General features: G+C 66.4%; 14 protein-coding genes. 8 read left to right on the top strand and 6 right to left on the bottom strand.

Features of this window, described 5'->3' with window-relative positions; genetic code table 11:
- Positions 1–187: 187 nt before the first annotated feature.
- A complete protein-coding gene (locus OG203_RS04670) occupies positions 188–1,411 on the bottom strand; it encodes a flavin monoamine oxidase family protein (protein ID WP_405164415.1) in 1,224 nt (407 codons plus the stop codon).
- Positions 1,412–1,509: 98 nt separating this feature from the next.
- On the opposite strand from OG203_RS04670, the gene OG203_RS04665 reads away from it, so the two are divergent.
- The 3 genes from OG203_RS04665 to OG203_RS04655 all read left to right on the top strand — a co-directional run bounded on the left by OG203_RS04665 (position 1,510) and on the right by OG203_RS04655 (position 5,198).
- On the top strand, positions 1,510–2,424 hold the full coding sequence (locus OG203_RS04665) for an SAM-dependent methyltransferase (RefSeq protein ID WP_405164414.1): 915 nt from the start codon (positions 1,510–1,512) through the stop codon (positions 2,422–2,424).
- A 145-nt stretch (positions 2,425–2,569) separates the two neighbouring features.
- Complete coding sequence (locus OG203_RS04660; protein ID WP_405164413.1) at positions 2,570–3,841, top strand: lanthionine synthetase LanC family protein; 1,272 nt, start codon at positions 2,570–2,572, stop codon at positions 3,839–3,841.
- A 148-nt stretch (positions 3,842–3,989) separates the two neighbouring features.
- Positions 3,990–5,198 carry an alpha/beta hydrolase family protein gene (locus tag OG203_RS04655; RefSeq protein ID WP_405164412.1) on the top strand — a complete coding sequence of 403 codons (1,209 nt, stop codon included), beginning with the start codon at positions 3,990–3,992 and terminating at the stop codon, positions 5,196–5,198.
- A gap of 65 nt (positions 5,199–5,263) precedes the next feature.
- On the opposite strand, the gene OG203_RS04650 is transcribed toward OG203_RS04655, so the two are convergent.
- Positions 5,264–5,812, bottom strand: coding sequence for a DUF1062 domain-containing protein (locus tag OG203_RS04650; protein ID WP_405164411.1), 549 nt, complete (start codon positions 5,810–5,812; stop codon positions 5,264–5,266).
- A 292-nt stretch (positions 5,813–6,104) separates the two neighbouring features.
- Here OG203_RS04650 and OG203_RS04645 point away from each other — a divergent pair, with 292 nt between their 5' ends.
- Positions 6,105–7,085 carry a threo-3-hydroxy-L-aspartate ammonia-lyase gene (locus OG203_RS04645; RefSeq protein ID WP_405164410.1) on the top strand — a complete coding sequence of 327 codons (981 nt, stop codon included), beginning with the start codon at positions 6,105–6,107 and terminating at the stop codon, positions 7,083–7,085.
- Positions 7,086–7,138: 53 nt separating this feature from the next.
- Here the strand turns inward: OG203_RS04645 and OG203_RS04640 are convergent, their stop codons facing one another.
- Positions 7,139–8,026 (bottom strand): NAD(P)-dependent oxidoreductase, encoded by an 888-nt coding sequence (locus tag OG203_RS04640; RefSeq protein ID WP_405164409.1) that lies wholly within the window; start codon positions 8,024–8,026, stop codon positions 7,139–7,141.
- A gap of 52 nt (positions 8,027–8,078) precedes the next feature.
- Between OG203_RS04640 and OG203_RS04635 the strand changes: the two genes are divergently transcribed.
- The 4 genes from OG203_RS04635 (at position 8,079) to OG203_RS04620 (ending at position 10,872) form a co-directional block, all read left to right on the top strand.
- On the top strand, positions 8,079–8,537 hold the full coding sequence (locus OG203_RS04635; protein ID WP_405164408.1) for a MarR family winged helix-turn-helix transcriptional regulator: 459 nt from the start codon (positions 8,079–8,081) through the stop codon (positions 8,535–8,537).
- A gap of 306 nt (positions 8,538–8,843) precedes the next feature.
- Positions 8,844–9,008, top strand: a complete 165-nt coding sequence (locus OG203_RS04630; protein WP_405164407.1) for a TetR family transcriptional regulator — start codon at positions 8,844–8,846, stop codon at positions 9,006–9,008.
- Between the two features lie 14 nt (positions 9,009–9,022).
- Positions 9,023–9,511 carry a thioesterase family protein gene (locus tag OG203_RS04625; RefSeq protein ID WP_405164406.1) on the top strand — a complete coding sequence of 163 codons (489 nt, stop codon included), beginning with the start codon at positions 9,023–9,025 and terminating at the stop codon, positions 9,509–9,511.
- A gap of 80 nt (positions 9,512–9,591) precedes the next feature.
- On the top strand, positions 9,592–10,872 hold the full coding sequence (locus tag OG203_RS04620) for an aminotransferase class V-fold PLP-dependent enzyme (protein WP_405164405.1): 1,281 nt from the start codon (positions 9,592–9,594) through the stop codon (positions 10,870–10,872).
- Positions 10,873–10,921: 49 nt separating this feature from the next.
- Here the strand turns inward: OG203_RS04620 and OG203_RS04615 are convergent, their stop codons facing one another.
- From OG203_RS04615 to OG203_RS04605, 3 genes are all read right to left on the bottom strand, one after another.
- Positions 10,922–12,676: an ABC transporter ATP-binding protein gene (locus tag OG203_RS04615; protein WP_405164404.1), complete on the bottom strand. Its 1,755-nt coding sequence runs from the start codon at positions 12,674–12,676 to the stop codon at positions 10,922–10,924.
- On the bottom strand, positions 12,673–14,262 hold the full coding sequence (locus OG203_RS04610; RefSeq protein ID WP_405164403.1) for an ABC transporter ATP-binding protein: 1,590 nt from the start codon (positions 14,260–14,262) through the stop codon (positions 12,673–12,675). Before OG203_RS04610 ends, OG203_RS04615 begins: the two co-directional genes overlap by 4 nt.
- A gap of 209 nt (positions 14,263–14,471) precedes the next feature.
- Entirely contained in the window at positions 14,472–15,632 is a 1,161-nt protein-coding gene (locus OG203_RS04605; RefSeq protein WP_405164402.1) for an epoxide hydrolase family protein, read from the bottom strand.
- Between the last annotated feature and the right edge of the window lie 50 nt (positions 15,633–15,682).

Below are 15,682 nucleotides of genomic sequence, written 5' to 3'. Positions count from 1 at the left end.
TCGGTAATTGGTCCGGCCCAACACGAAGGTGGGCGTGACTGGCATCCGCGCGTGGCTTTGCTCGCGATCTATGACGTCGGTCGGCCGCTACCGTTGCTGGTGGTGCCGCGAGCGCGGAGACCTCATCGGCCGTTACTGTTGCTGGTGGTGCCGCGAGCGCCGAGACCTCGTCGGCCGCTACCGTTGCTCATGGTGCTGCGAGCGCCGAGATCTCGTCGGCCGCCATCGCGCCGCTCTCGGCCGCACCCTCCATGTGAATCGGCCAGCTCGCGCTGCGTTCGGCGGAGGCGAAGAACACTCGACCTTGCGGTCGGGCCAAGCGGGTTCGGAGATGCATCTCGCCCGGGCGATAGTGGACGTAGGTGCCGTGCGTGAATTCGTCTTGCGCCCAGCGGATTACCTCCGTCCGCTCGGCCTCGGCGGGGGACAGCGCGAATCCGGCCAGCAGATCGGTGACCAGTTCCTCGTCGGAGCGCTGAGCCGCACCGTTCAACGCGAAGCCGTACAGGACGTGGCGAGTGCGCCAGCCGGCGATCACCGGCGAGCCGCCGACGAAGCCGGGTGCCTGCCACGCTCGCTTGCGCGGCACCACCGCGGCAACCTTGGTGGCCGGTGCGAAAGTCACTGCGTCGTAAGCGGATTGCTCGGGCAAGGGCGGATCGAAGGCGATCGCGGCGGTCGCGGGGACGCACAGGATCGCGTAATCGACCTCGACGCTGCGGCCGTCCGCGCAGCCGAGCGTCACCCCGGCGCGGTCCTGACCGACGTGAGTGACGGTGCTGCCCAACCGCACTGGCTCGGGCAGCGTCGCGGCCAAGCGGTCATGCAGCGCACTCATTCCTTCGACGATGCGGTAGTGATTGCCCAAGCCGCCGAGCAGACAAGGAATCCCACCGCCCAATCCGTCGACGAATTCCAGCACCTGCACCGCCGACACCTCGTCGAGGTCGACGCAGAACATTCCCGCGAGGGCGGGAAAGATCATGTCCTCGAGCGCCGGTGTGAGTCGTGCCGAACGCAGCCACTCCGCGGCGGAGAGTCGATCATCGGCGGGCCCGCGTCGCAGCGCGAGCAACAGTCGGATCGCCGCCGCGAGGTCGCGCGGACGTGCGGGCGGAATCGCTTGACCGCGTGTGTGTTGCGGCCCTCGCCATCGAATAATGCCGAGACCACTCTGTTCTCGCCGCAGATGCAGCCCGTTTTCGGCCACGAGCTTACGCATGCGCCGATGTCGCGACGCGATCATCTGCCCACCCAGTTCCAGCACGTCGCCGTCGACCGGGCGGGAGCGGGTCCGCCCGCCCAGCTCATCGCGGCCCTCAAGCACGACCACCCGATGCCAAGCCCGAGCGAGCCGCGAGGCGGCCACCATTCCCGCGACTCCCGCCCCGACTATCCCTATGCTCCCCATTACCCGAGTGTGACGGCTCGCGTATCGAAAATGGTGGGAAGCCAAGATATTTGGCGAGTCATTCGGTGACCACTGTGCCTCGCGTTACCCTCCTCTGCATGAGGAACGACGGCGACACCTGGGACCTGGCCTCCAGCGTCGGCGCGACCGCCACCATGGCCGCGGCTGCCCGGGCGATCGCGACGCGTACGGATCGCGCGCTCATCGATGACCCGTTCGCCGAACCGCTCGTCCGCGCGGTCGGCGTCGACCTGCTCACCCGGCTGGCGACCGGGGAAGTGCCCCCGAATGACTTGGTCGAGCAGATATGGATCGACGTAGCCAAGGTGCGCACCAAGTTCTACGACGAATTCTTTTTCGATGCGACGACCGCGGGCATCACCCAGGTCGTGATCCTGGCCTCGGGCCTGGATTCCCGCGCGTATCGACTGCCATGGCCAACCGGCACCGTGGTGTATGAGATCGACCAGCCGCCGGTCATCGAATTCAAAACTCGCGCACTGGCCGAGCTGGGTGCCGTACCCACCGCCGACCGGAGAGTCGCCGCTGTCGATCTGCGCGACGATTGGCCCGCCGTACTACGCGCCGCGGGATTCGACTCCGCCCGCCCGACCGCGTGGAGCGCCGAAGGCCTGCTCGGCTACCTGCCGCCCGAAGCGCAGGATCGCCTCCTGGACACCATCACCGAACTCAGCGCGCCGGGCAGCCGAATGGCCACCGAAAGCAAGCCGAACTTGCAACCAGGCGGCGAGGAAAAGACAAAAGAAGGCCTGCACCGCATCTCCGAACGCTGGCGTGCACACGGTTTCGATCCCGACATGGCGAGACTCCGATACTTCGGCGAGCGCAACGAAGCCGCTCCCTACCTCACCGACCGCGGCTGGGCACTGAACCACATCAGCATCCGAGACCTGTTCGCCGCCAACAACCTTCCGCCCCTGAACGACGACACCATGCGCATGGGCGACCTGCGCTACGTCAGCGGCACCCTCGAGCCCGAGTTGGTCGGATGATCACGGGGAACTGAGGGCGGCATCGGCCGAGAAGAGAGTTACCTCAGTTCCCCGTGATCGCTTGTCCAGCAGGTCATCTCGGAAGGTTGCCAGCCGAACGCGCGTAGGCGCCGAATTCCGGAGGTGTGCGTCTAGGCTCGCAACTATGTTGGGGGACGCGAGTAATCCTGATGTCGGAACGGTCGAGCGGTTGGCCCGTGGGGCAGTCGATTGGCTTGTTGCCCAGGCTCGGGTGAGCGAGAACGGCCTGATCTGGCAGCCCGCCGCCGATGACCCCCAGATCGATCCAACTCTCTATCACGGTGGTGCCGGCATCGTGCTGGCCTTGCTGGAGGCGCACAACCATTTCGGCGATGACCGCTATGGCGCGGCCGCGCTCGGCGGTGCCAGGGGGATCGCGACGCAGGTCGAACAGGAACACGACTGGTCGCTGTATTCCGGTTTGACGGGCATGGCTGTCGCGTTGCACGCGGTGCACATCGAGCTCGACGATCCGGACTGCGAGCGGTTCGCCCGACGAGGACTCGATCGGGTGCGCGCGGCGTTCGACGGCCAACGATGGGGCCCGCACTTCGAGCTGCTGCTCGGCAACGCGGGTATCGCCCTTGGTGCCTTGCACGCCGACGATGTGGACCTCGCGCTGCTCGCGGTCGAGCCGTACCCGCACACCGCGGATCCGACACCTGGCGGGATCAACTGGGCGGTGCGTCCCACGCCCGCCCGCTCGCACCACATTGCCCACGGCACCCTCGGCATCGTTCAAGCCTTGGCCGCAGTCTGGGCCGCGACCGGCCGTGAGGACTTACGTGCCACCGCGCTCGCCGGTGCCGCCGACGTGGTCGCCCGCGACGAAGCTGGCCCGCAAGGATTTCTGGTGCCGCATTCCGATCCACCCCACCGCCCCGAGCTGATCGAGCGCTACAGCTACGGCTGGTGCAACGGCCCCACCGGCGACGCCCAAACCTTCCGCTTGCTGGCCACCCGCACCGGTGACATGAGCTGGACCCAACTGATCGACCGATGCTGGCACACCATCACCCACTGCGGCCTACCGCAACGACTACGACCAGGATTCTGGGACAACAACGGATGTTGCTGCGGCACAGCGGGAGTCCTCGCTCTCGCGTGCGATCGAATGGTCGAACACCCCGACCCCGCCGAACGCCACCGCGCCCGCGATTTCGCCCGACTCCTGGTCGAGGATCTCACCGAACGAGCCATCGTCGACCACACCGGAGTTCGCTGGTCGAACCACGAACACCGCGTCACTCCCGCAGATCTGGCACCGCGCACCGGATGGGCGATGGGCAACGCCGGGATCATCCGCGAACTGCTCCGCTACACCCGTATCCTCGGCAATCAACGACCCGACTACACCGTGCAATGGCCCGGCCACCCCCCGGCCGCACTCTCCTAGCCGACTAAGAACCGGCGTTGATCGGCCATCCAGATCTGTTGGTGGACACCGCTTCCAATGCACGCACAGTGGAGCGCATCGAGTGGGGCACTTGTTGCCCGATCTTGTACGGTGCTCTTCGAAGGGCACTCGGATACGGGGAGTTATCTTGAAGCGCAGGAGTTTACGACGTTACGTCATGTTCATCGCCGCCGTAACGATGACGACTTCCACGGGAGCAGCAGGCGCGAGTCCCGCCGCACCAGTAGACCCGATCGTCACGGTCGTTCTGCCTGCGCCGACCGGACCTGACCCGGTCGGCCTCACCGAATGGCAGCTCACCGACACCAGCCGCGGCGATCCGTGGGAGCCAAGCCGACGACGCGACCTGATGGTGCAGATCTGGTACCCAGCCGACGACAACGACACCTCGCCTATCGCGGCGTGGATGCCACCCGGCGGTCAGGAAGAACAACTCGACTATCTCACCGAGCTCGGTGTCCCTTCCGGCAGTTGGGCTCTCGCACCTAGCCACAGCCGCCGTAACGAGCCGGCCCGAACCGACGGCGGGCGGTTTCCGATCCTGCTGAATTCCCCGGGAATGGACGACGCCACCGGGTGGAGCACCGCTCAGGCCGAAGATCTCGCCAGCCACGGCTACATCGTGGTCGCCATCAACCACACCCACGAAGCGTTCGCCGTTCAATTCCCGGACGGACGCACCGAACGCAGTGCTGTGCCATTGGATTCGCCGCAGCACGTACTGTCCGACCTGCTGTTGCCGACCCGAGTGGCCGATGCGCGATTCGTCCTCGATCAGCTCACCGCCGCAGCCACACACTCCACCGCCGCCAGCGCATCGCTACCGCAACATCTCGCCGATGTGCTGGACCCAGCACAGGTAGGCATGTTCGGACATTCCCTAGGCGGCTCCACCACCGCACAAACGATGCACGACGACGCGAGGGTCCGCGCCGGTGTCGACTTGGACGGGCCGATCCTGGGCTCGGTGTCCACGGATGGACTCGATCGACCACTGCTCATGCTCGCCAGCGACACCTCACCCTGGTATGGCCACTCGGGCTGGGAACTGTCCTGGCCAGCCAACACCGGATTGAAAATACCCCTGCGCATCGCAGGCACCCGGCACATGTCCCTGTGCGACCAGCAAGTGATCCTGGCGCAACTGGCCGCAGCCGGGCTTCTCGGCGCAGACAAGAAGATCGACGCGATCGGATCGATCGATCCACATCGATCGATAGACCTCCAACGCGCCTACCTGCTGGCCTATTTCAACGCCGCCTTCGGTCGCGGCGACACCGGCATCGCGGAAACCATCACGCGCCTCGCCCAGCCCGAAATGCTTCCACACTTCTGAACCCGCTCGCTAGCAGCGGCCGAGGCCTGTCCGGCGGATCTCGCCGGACAGGCTCCCGGGAGGGCTCAGCGCTTGAGCAGGAAGGTGAAGTCGCTGGAGAGCTTGCCGCTCAGCCGGACTGACGAAACGAGGTTCCCGTCCGTGAGCAGTCGCTCGACCTCGGCTCGCGAGAGACCGCAACCTTCCGCGATCAGTCGCACCGGCCGGACCGGGACCTGCGCCGCGAAGCGGACCGAGACGTCGATCACCTCGCGGTCCAGGTGATCGGATCCGCCGGTGTCGAGACGCCAGGCGTTGTCCCAATCGAGGGCGATGCGATTGCGGCGCCGTACAACCGGGTCCTGGAGCAGCTCGGCGGCCAGGACGGGGTCGTTGTCATGCAGACGGTCCAGTAGCTCGGATCGTATGGAGCGCACCGTCATTCGCTCCATGATCGTGAGCTTCGTGGTCTCCTCGCAAGTGGTGCAGAGCGCGAGGAGCCAGACGTCGATGAGCTTGTGATGTGCGTTGACGCGAAACTTACCGCTTGTCCGGAAGGTGTCCGACGCGCACACGTGGCAACGACGGCGAACGAGCGGCAGGCAGACGGGTTCGACTACCCAGTTTTCGAGCATAGAAGTACACCTGTTTCAGTGAGAAATCCGCAGCAGAAAGAAGCGCGGCGCATCTGCGCGCCGCGCGAGGAATCAGCACTCGGGAGGTCTCACAGGATGTACAACGGCATGTCCTTGGTCAGGTGACTCGGCTCGCCAGCATGCTATTGATACAGAGCGGCACTGCTCCACTGGTTTTCGGACATCGCACGACCGACCAGGGCCTGCGGTGCGAAGTACCTGCGTCACCGGGAGTCACGCCAACGAGCTGACCGTCGAGTGTCCATGTGCGTGGAATGGGAGAATACCAAGCGTGACAGGCCATATCACGATCGATGACGTGCGCGCGGCGGCGCACCGGCTCGCGGGCGTCGCGCATCGGACGCCGGTGCTCACGTCCCGGGTACTGAACGAGCGGGTCGGGGCCGAGGTGTTTCTCAAGTGTGAGAATTTCCAGCGGGTCGGCGCGTTCAAGTTCCGCGGCGCCTACAACGCGATCTCTCAACTGACTACCGAGCAGCTCGCGCGCGGCGTGGTGGCCTGGTCCTCCGGCAATCACGCCCAGGCGGTCGCGCTGTCCGCACGGCTGCTCGGCACCTCGGCGGTGATCGTGATGCCCGCGGACACCCCCGCGTCGAAGATGGCCGCCACCAAGGAATATGGGGCCGAGGTCGTCATCTACGACCGCTACACGCAGGACCGAACCGCGATCGGCGAGGCCTTGGCCGCCGAGCGCGGCCTGACCGCCATTCCGCCGTTCGACGATCCTCGGGTGATGGCCGGACAGGGCACCGTCGCGCTCGAGCTCATCGAGAAGACCGGACCGTTGACCGCCTTGCTCGCCCCGATCGGCGGTGGCGGGTTGATGGCGGGCTGCGCTACCGCGGCGACCGCGCTTTCCCCCGGCATCCGCATCATCGGCGTCGAACCCGTCGACGGCGACGACACCAAGCGTTCGCTCGAGGCAGGTCACCGGGTTCGGATCCCGGTGCCACACACCATTGCCGACGCGCAGGCCGCCGAAATCCCAGGCGAACTCACCTTCGCCGTCAACCGCGGCCTCGTGGACGAGATCTGCGTGGTCACCGACGACCAACTCGTGGCGGCCATGTCCTTTCTGTTCGACACGATGAAGATCGTCGCCGAGCCGACCGGTGCCGCCGGTGTCGCCGCGATGCTGGCAGGACGGGTCCAACTCCCCGGTGCCCGCGTCGGCATCGTCATCTCCGGCGGCAATATCAGCGCGTCGCGGTTCGCCGGGCTGGTAAGCCGCGACGGCACGCAGGGGTTATGAGTCGGTAGCCTTGCGGCGATGGCGGGCTGCTGAGTGACCTTGGCGCCCTTGGCTTATCGTGCGAGGACCCCACGGACTGCGGCCAGGTCCCGATCGCTGAGACCGGCATCCACGGCACGGTCGTAGATGCGCTGGAGTGTGGCGAGGAGCAGGTCAGGAACCCCCGCGGCATTCGCGGCGGCACGGATGTGGCCGAGGTCCTTGACGGCAGCGCGAATCGGACTGAATACCTCGTCGCTCTTTCCGGCCAGTTGGGCGGCCTTGTAGTGCAGGTACGGGCTGTCGATGTTGGTCCCGGTGACCGCGTCGATGAACAGCGCGGGGTCCAGGCCGAACGACTCGGCCAGCGCGGCTGCCTGCGCCGCCATCACATTGGTCCCGAAGAGCCACGCGTTGCAGGTGAGCTTGAGCAGGCTCGCCCCGCCGGGATGATCCGCGACGTCGACAACGTTCGACGCGAGCGCCTCGAGCACGGGAGCCGCCGCAAGCTTGTGCTCGGCAGCCCCGGCGACCATGAACGTGAGTTCGCCGCGCCGGGCGGGGCCGGGATTGCCGAGGAACGGGGCGTCGACGATCGTTACGCCCAGGCGCATCGCGGCCTCGATGACCTCGTTGATGGCCGAGCCGACGGTCGCGCTTTGCAGCACAACGGTATTCGGCGCCAGGGCCGGTGCGATCTGGTCGAGGACGTCGAGCACCGCGTCTGTGTCGAACACGGTGATGAGGACGACCTCGGCCGCTCGCACCGCCTCGGCCGCGGTCGCGAAGACTAACGCGCCATCGCCCTCGAGCGGGCGAGCTCGTGATTCGGTCCTGTTCCACGCGCGAACCGTGAACTCGAGTTCGAGCAGTCGCTGCGCCATCGCGGATCCCGCATCGCCGGTCCCGAGAATTGCCACGGTCCGCATCCTCATCCTTCCTGACGCATCAACTTGATACATCCACTTACTGATGCGATGCTACTCCACGAGATCAGATCCGCCAGGGAGTGAGATGAGTTCCGACGCAAGGGATACCGGCCAACCCGCCGCGCTCTCCGTAGCGGAGAAGGAGCTCTGGCGAGGCTTCTTGCGCTTCAGCGGAAGCGTCATCGCCGCGGTCGAGCGTGACCTGTTCGCCGCGACCGGACTCTCCGGTGCCGACTTTCAGATCCTGGCTCGCCTCTACGAGTCCGAGGAACAGCGACTGAGCCAGAAGCGGCTCGGCGAACTCGTCGACTGGACCGCTACCCGGCTGTCGCATCAGCTCGCGAGAATGCGGACGCGCGGATTCGTCGACCGGGTCAGTGCCGGGCGCGGTCGACTCATGACGATCTCCCTCACCGATACGGGACGACGGACATACGAATCAACAGTGCCGGTCCACGCGCAATCCGTTCGCACGCACTTCCTTCGGCACTTCGACGGGATGTCCGATGACGCGAGGCGGCGTTTTCTCGGCGACGGACTGTGAGGCCAGGCGAATTCCTTTGCCCCGGCAAACATTCGGGATGCTATAGCAAACTCGGTGCAGCGTCCTCTGCTCGCAGTAATTTTGGGGTAACCGCTGAGCAGAGCGGGTTACGTTGCGCCCGTTAGCGTTTCATCCGAGAGTGCGTAACCTTGCGGCAACCGCAGTGCAACTGATTGGTATGAAACCTTCCATACGGTACGGACCGTTAGGCACTCACCGACGAGTACGAGGAAGACGCTCCGAGTCGACTGGACGAACGTGTCGATCTCCTGAGCGGGTTGTGTATTTCCCCTAGAAGGATGAGGAATGCGCGAATACATTCTGGAAACCGCTCGGAATCTCTGCCGCCAGCACGCCGATGTGACCATCGATGAAATTGCCGCTATCGCGGGAATCGATGCATCGCATGTCCACGACTACTTCCGTGGCGTCGGTGAACTGTACGAAGCTCTCACCGGCGAGCTGGTATGACAGGGAGGGATGTCATGCCACGCATCACAACCACTGTCCGGCGCCGGTTCTCGCCTCGGAGCATCCGTAGCCCGCGTACCGCACCGCTCGTCCGGCGCGGCGCCCTACGCGACGCACGCTATCTGACCCGTCCCGAGGACTGCGTCCAGGTCGCCGGACCAGGCCCGGAGTGGTCGAACAAACCGCCGGTTGTCGCGTCCTACGCGGTCATCCGGCTGTGCGAGGAACTCTGCATGGTCGCATTGCTCGACGCGATGCCCGAGGAGTACTGCTCGCTCGGCACTCGCCAGCATCTCGGCCATCTCGGTCCGATCGCGGTAGGCGCGGAAATCATCATCACGGTCCGATGCGTGCGTGCCCGCGGCAAGTACAGCAGTTGGCAAGTGACGGTACGGGATTCGCACGAGGTGGTGGGGGAGGGACGAATGGATTTCGTCGCTGTCCACCGGCCGCGCTACGAAGCCCACCGGCTCGCACCCAAGCGCGCGGCGCTGGGGATCTGACACCGCGACGGCACTCGCCACCTCGGCCTGCTTTCGCTGGGATGGCGAGTGCCCTTGGGAGAGAACAACCAATGACTGCAATGACTCGACAACTCCACGCCGCGGGTCCGGGAGAATCGTCATGGCTGAGAGTCCGCCGTGAGTTCCTACTTGACCCATCCCACATCCACTTGGCGAACTTCTTTCTCGCCTCGCGTCCCGCGGCCGTACGTGCCGCGGCCGACTCCTGGCGCACCCGCCTGGACGCCGATCCGTGTCTGCTGGAGGCCTTCCTGCTCGGTGATCTGGCCGCGCTTGGTTCCGGGATCGCCTCCGACAGCCCGTATTTCGAGGCGAAGACCGCGATGGCCGGCTATCTCGGGGCGCCCGCCGAGGAAGTGGCTTTCGTCCCGAGCACCACCACCGGACTGGCCTTGGTCTACCACGGTCTGTCCGTCCCCGCCGGCGCCGACATGGTGATCACGCCCGACGCGCACTACTCGCATCATCAGGCGGTGCATCGCGCGGCGGAACGAAACGGTGCGGCCGTACGCGAGTGCGCTCTGTACCGCGACCCCGCACACGCGACCAGCGAAGAGATCCTCGATGGTGTCCGCGCGGCGCTTTCACCGCGCACTCGCTGCCTCGGCCTGACCTGGGTCAGCTCGCGCACCGGGGTCAAACTCCCATTGCCGGAGATCGCCGCCATCGTCGCCGACGTCAATCGCGACCGCGACGAGGCCGACCGCTGTCTGCTCATCGTCGACGGCGTTCAGGGTTTCGGCGCGGAGGACTACGAGGCCGCCAAGCTCGGCGGTGATTTCTTCGTCGCCGGCGCGCACAAGTGGTTCCTCGGACCGGCGGGCACCGGTGTGATCCATGGTCGGGCACGGGCATGGCAGCAGATCGCGCCCACGATTCCCTCTTTCGAGATCGATACCGTGTTGCACGCCTGCTGGCTCGACAGCCGTCCCCTGCCCCTCACTCGGGCCTCGTTCGTCGCCCCTGGCGGATTCACCGACTACGCCAACATTTTCGCGCTGACGAATGCGGTCCGATTTCACCGAGACGTCGGACGATCCGCCATCGCCGCCCGGATCCGGGAACTGAATACGGCACTGCGCCACGCGTTGGGCGATACCTCGGGCGTCCGGCTGCTCACCCCGCCGGACCCGGCCATGGCCAGCGGCCTCGTCTGTTTTCAGATCGCGGGCTGTGCCGCACGCACGGTCGTTGCGACGCTGGCGGCACAGGGCATCAAAGCTGCCACCTCCCCGTATGCGGAAGCCACCGTCCGCATGGGCGCCGGTATAGCCAACACCCACAAGGAGATCGAACGCGCGATCGCCGCGATCCGTTCCATCGCGGTGACGGCCGCCTGACGTCTCCCACGAACCACGATTTCCGTGGCGGCGAAGCCCGCGACGGCACCTATCCGGTCTGCTCACCGTGCCATGAGTGCCACAGGTCGGCATAGGTGCCCTCGCGTGCGATCAAGTCGTCGTGTGTGCCCAGTTCGATGATCCGTCCGGCTTCCAGCACGGCGACCCGATCCGCGTCGTGTGCCGTCTGCAGTCGGTGGGCGATCGCGATGACGGTGCGTCCGTCGAGCACGACGGCAAGTGCTCGCTCGGTTTCTCGCGCCGAGGTCGGGTCCATTTGCGCGGTCGCTTCGTCGAGCACAACGGTGTGCGGGTCGGCGAGAACCACGCGCGCCAGCGAAAGCTGTTGCGCCTGTGCGGCATCGAGGCGGCATTCGGTGCCGTCGAGGTGGGTGTCGAGGCCGTCGGCCAGATCGTCGACCCACTCGGCACCGACGGCGGCGAGTGCGGTGCGTACCTGGGCGTCGGTGGCGTCGGGCCTGGCGAGCAGGAGATTTCCGCGGACGGTGTCGTGGAATACATGCTGTTCCTGGGTGACCAGGGCGACATGATGGCGTAACCGGTCCGGGTCGAGTCCCGAGATCGGTACGCCGCCAAGGTGTATCGCGCCGGTCCGCGGTGCGTCGATCCCCGCGAGGAGCCTGGCGAGGGTGGACTTGCCCGCCCCGGATGTGCCGACGACGGCGAGCCGTTCGCCCGGTCTGACGTCGAACTCGACGCCGTGCAGCACATCGCGGCCGTGGTCGTAGGCGTAGCGCACGTCGACGATGTGGATCCGATTGTCCGTCGGCTCCGTCGAAATGACCTGGCGCGCTGTGGGTGTGGATGCGAGTCCCGTCAGCCTCGCGTAGGACGCGATCGCGCCCTGCACCCCGTCGATCCACAGCATGACCGTGTCCAGTGGCCCGATCAGTTGCCGCAAGTACATGGCCGCCGCGACGACGGTGCCGAGGCTGACAACGTCGTGATTGTGCAGCACCCCGCCGATCAGCAGCACCGCAACCAGGGGTAGCACATACGAGACGTCCAAAGCCGGAAACAGTCCGGTGCGCAGCCGCAGGGTCGCCAATCGGGCGCGGCGAGCGGTGGCGATCGCGGATGTGGTTGCCGCACGATGCATTTCGGCCAGGCCGAGCGCCTCGATCGTTCGCGCGCCGGCCACGCTGGTCGCCATGATCTCGGCAAGCTGGGAACCGCTGGCCGCCTCGGTGAGATACGCGGCGCGGGATCGCCGCAGATACCACCGCACGGCGACGGCGGCGACGAGCAGACAGCTCAGACTCGACAGCCCGAGCACCGGATTGAGGACAACCACCGCGCCGATGATGAAGGCGGCCTGGATGATAGCGACGAAAACGTCCGGCGCCGCGGTCCGCAGCGCGAAGGCGACGGCGGGCGCGTCGGTGGTGCCCCTGGCGATCAGGTCACCGCGGGAGCTACGTTCGGCCACCGCCGCGGGCAAGGCGAGGACGCGATCGAGGAAACGTTCTCGAATACGAGCCGCGGTGCGCTCGCCGAAACGGTAGCCGACGTATCGGGCGCATCGGATGAGCACGATTTGCGCGACCGTGCAGACGAGGATGATCAGGGCCAACCGGTCGACGGTGCCGACCACCGCCCGCGTCGGTGCCTTGCCGACAGCGTCCACGATCTTGCCGAGCAACCAGGGACCGACCAGGCCCGCGCCAACCGCGAGCGCGTTGAGCACCAGCACAGCGGCGAATGCCGTTTTTTCCGTGCGGATCTCGTTCACCGCGGCGCGGCGGATCTGGGCAGCGCCTGCGACCGGGAGCGGGGTCGTCATCGGCGCGCTTCCTCGCCACCGCGCGTGACCAGGGCGCGGTAGCCGGGCTCGGCCGCCAGCAGCTCGTGGTGTGTGCCGGTTGCCGCGGCGATACCGTCGACCAGGTAGATCACGGTGTCCGCGTGGGCCAACAGGAGTGGGGAGGTCGTGGTCACCGCGGTGGTCCGCCCGCGTCGCGCGGCACGCAATCGGGTCGCGATCGTGGCCTCGGTGTGGGCGTCAACGGCCGATGTCGGTTCGACTGCCAGCAGCACTTCGGGATCGGCGTAGACGGCGCGCGCGAGGCGAAGCCGTTGACGTTGGCCGCCGGACAGATTGTCGCCTCGGGGATTGATCGTCGAGGCCAGACCATCGGGCAGCGCGTCAACGATGTCAACGGCCACCGCGATGTGCAGTGCGCGGTGCAGTCGATCGTCCCCGGCGTCGTGCCGGCCACGGACAACATCTCGGACGCTGCCGGTGAACAGGTAGGCGTCGTTGTCCGCGACCAGGATTCGCTGCCTTAGCTGATGGGTGGCAATGGCGTCCAGGTCGATGCCATCCCACGTGACATCCGATTTGGTGAACCCGCCGAGGCGATCGATGATCGCCGCGCTCTCCGCCGGGCGGTTGCCGACGATCGCGGTCGACAGACCGGGCAGCACTTCGACGCCGGAGACCGGATCTCGCAGAATCGACGGTGCCGCAGGAGCATCCACCAGGTCGTGGTCGGCGGGCTGCTCCGGTGACAGCGACAGCAACCGGGTCACTCGTCCGGCGGCAACCCGAGCGCGGGCGAGATCGCCCGCACCCTCGATGAAGAACTCCACCGGAACGACCAGCATCGCGGTGTACCCATACACCGCGACCAGGCCGCCGACACTGATCGACCCCTCGGCGGCCATCCGGGCACCCAGCCACGTGACGGCGACGAGGAAGGCCGCCGGCAGACCCTTGGACAGTGCGTCGACCCAGCTCGCGGCCACTCCGAGGCGGTATCCCTGCGTCACGAGATCATGCGAATCACGCTGATAGCGAGCGGCATACACGGATTTGCCGCCGAGGGCGTTCAGTACCGGGAGCCCGTTCAGCACATCCACCAGCCGAGTGGTCAACGCGCCCTGCCGCTCGCGATAACCGGCACCGGTCCGCTCGATTCGATGTAGTAACGGCCCAACGGTCAACGCCAGCAACGGCACACCCGCCAGCACGACCGCCGCGAGCAGCGGTGCGATGGAAAACAGCACCACGGCGACCACAATGTAGGTGACCGCGGCACCGACCCCGGGTCCGGTAATGGTCAGCGACTGAGCGATCACCTGAACGTCGCCGCTGCCGATCGCCACGACCTCGCCCGCGGTCGTTCGACGAGAAAGAGTGTCGCCCAAGTGAACACAATGCTCGACGGTCGCCGATACCGTCCGAAAAGACGCCTCCATCCGTATTTTCGACATAGTTCGATGACGCGCGATGCCTAGCGCCGCGTTGACAACGCCGATACCGAACAACGCCGCCACCCAGCCGGTAAGGACCTGGAAGTTCTTGGTGGCCAAGCCATCATCGATCGCCCGCGACAACAAATACGGGGGCACCGCAAGGGTCACCATCCACGCGCTCCCCAACGTCGCCCCGAGCGCGACCCTGCGTCGTTGACCGATCACTAACCACCACAGGAACCGACCAGGACTGGACCGCTCACGTGGACCGGGTGCGTCGGGGGTGGGGACCATCCGCTCACGATAGCGAAACCCCTTGCGATGCAACTATGTTCCCCAACCAAGGCCTTTCCGGTGGCTGCACAGGTGCATGTGTGGATCTAGTGAGTGCGGGCCTGGCGGAAGGCGTTTCGCAGCTCGCTGACGAGCACGTCGGGATGTTCCCAGCCTGGGTAGTGCCCGCCGTACTCCCTCTCGTTCCAGCTGATGAGGTTGTGGTAGCGGTGTGCCGCCCAGCGCTTGGCGACCGGGAACGGTTCGCCCGGAAACAGCGTGCACGCGGTCGGCACGGTCACCGTCTGCGCGTTCTGCGCCTCGGCGCTGCGCGGCGTCGACCGCACCGCCTCCCAGTACCAGCGCGCGGTGGACGCGCCGGTGCCGGTGAACCAGTACAGGGCGATGTCGTCCACCTGTTGCGCCACGGTGACACCACCTCCGGCCTCGGGCCGGGTGTCCGAGAAGCCGACCAGCGCCTCGCTCAGCCACGCGGCGAGCCCGGCAGGAGAATCGAGCAGGGAGTAGCCGAGCGTCTGCGGGAGCATGCCCTGGGCGATCACATGGGTGGGACCGGTCATCATGAACCTGTCCCGTTTGGCGAGCATGGCCTTCTCCGCGTCGTCGGCCGACGCTATGTCCTCGGGGAGGGGCGAGGCGATCGGCATGGTCAGATGCAGGGCGGCAACCCGTTCGGGTGCGAGGCGAGCCAGCTCGGTGCTGACAAACGCGCCCCAGTCGCCGCCGTGCGCCCCGAAGCGTTCGTATCCGAGCCTGGTCATGAGCTCTGCCCAGGCCCGTGCGGTACGGCCGGAGTTCCAGCCGGGCTCTGTTGGCCGCTCGCTGAACCCGAAACCGGGCAGGGCCGGCACGACCACGTCGAAGGCGTCCTCGGCGGAACCGCCGTGCGCGACCGGATCGGTCAGCGGTCCGATAATGCTCTCGAACTCCAGCACCGAGCCGGGCCAGCCGTGCGTGAGCACCAGCGGCAAGGCGTTGGGCTCTGGCGAGCGCACGTGCCAGAACGCGATGTTCAGGCCGTCCAGGCGGGTGCGGTAGTGCGGTATCGCGTTCCATCGCTTTTCCAGGGATCGCCAGTCGTGCTGTCGCCAGGCATCGAGCAGGCTCCGCAGGCGTTCCAAGCCGATACCCTGCGTACCGTCCGGAACCGTCTCGGCTTCGGGAAGCCGGACGTGGTCGAGACGCTCCCGCAGATCCACCAGGTCGTGTTCGGGAATGCTCACCGGAAATGGTTCGATCTCAGTCACGACCGCGATGCTAGACACAGACTCCGAAAGTTGCACAGGACATCGGTGTC

Source organism: Nocardia sp. NBC_01499 (genome assembly GCF_045040275.1).
In the GTDB taxonomy this organism is placed as follows: Bacteria; Actinomycetota; Actinomycetes; order Mycobacteriales; family Mycobacteriaceae; genus Nocardia.
This window is presented reverse-complemented; position numbering and strand designations above follow the sequence as displayed.

Coding starts and splice junctions, on each gene's coding strand:
- OG203_RS04640 (WP_405164409.1), bottom strand. CDS start 8,026: ATGTATCAAGTTGATGCGTCAGGAAGGATGAGGATGCGGACCGTGGCA.
- OG203_RS04625 (WP_405164406.1), top strand. CDS start 9,023: ATGCCACGCATCACAACCACTGTCCGGCGCCGGTTCTCGCCTCGGAGC.
- OG203_RS04630 (WP_405164407.1), top strand. CDS start 8,844: ATGCGCGAATACATTCTGGAAACCGCTCGGAATCTCTGCCGCCAGCAC.
- OG203_RS04615 (WP_405164404.1), bottom strand. CDS start 12,676: ATGACGACCCCGCTCCCGGTCGCAGGCGCTGCCCAGATCCGCCGCGCC.
- OG203_RS04650 (WP_405164411.1), bottom strand. CDS start 5,812: ATGCTCGAAAACTGGGTAGTCGAACCCGTCTGCCTGCCGCTCGTTCGC.
- OG203_RS04660 (WP_405164413.1), top strand. CDS start 2,570: ATGTTGGGGGACGCGAGTAATCCTGATGTCGGAACGGTCGAGCGGTTG.
- OG203_RS04665 (WP_405164414.1), top strand. CDS start 1,510: ATGAGGAACGACGGCGACACCTGGGACCTGGCCTCCAGCGTCGGCGCG.
- OG203_RS04635 (WP_405164408.1), top strand. CDS start 8,079: ATGAGTTCCGACGCAAGGGATACCGGCCAACCCGCCGCGCTCTCCGTA.
- OG203_RS04670 (WP_405164415.1), bottom strand. CDS start 1,411: ATGGGGAGCATAGGGATAGTCGGGGCGGGAGTCGCGGGAATGGTGGCC.
- OG203_RS04610 (WP_405164403.1), bottom strand. CDS start 14,262: ATGGTGACCCTTGCGGTGCCCCCGTATTTGTTGTCGCGGGCGATCGAT.
- OG203_RS04620 (WP_405164405.1), top strand. CDS start 9,592: ATGACTCGACAACTCCACGCCGCGGGTCCGGGAGAATCGTCATGGCTG.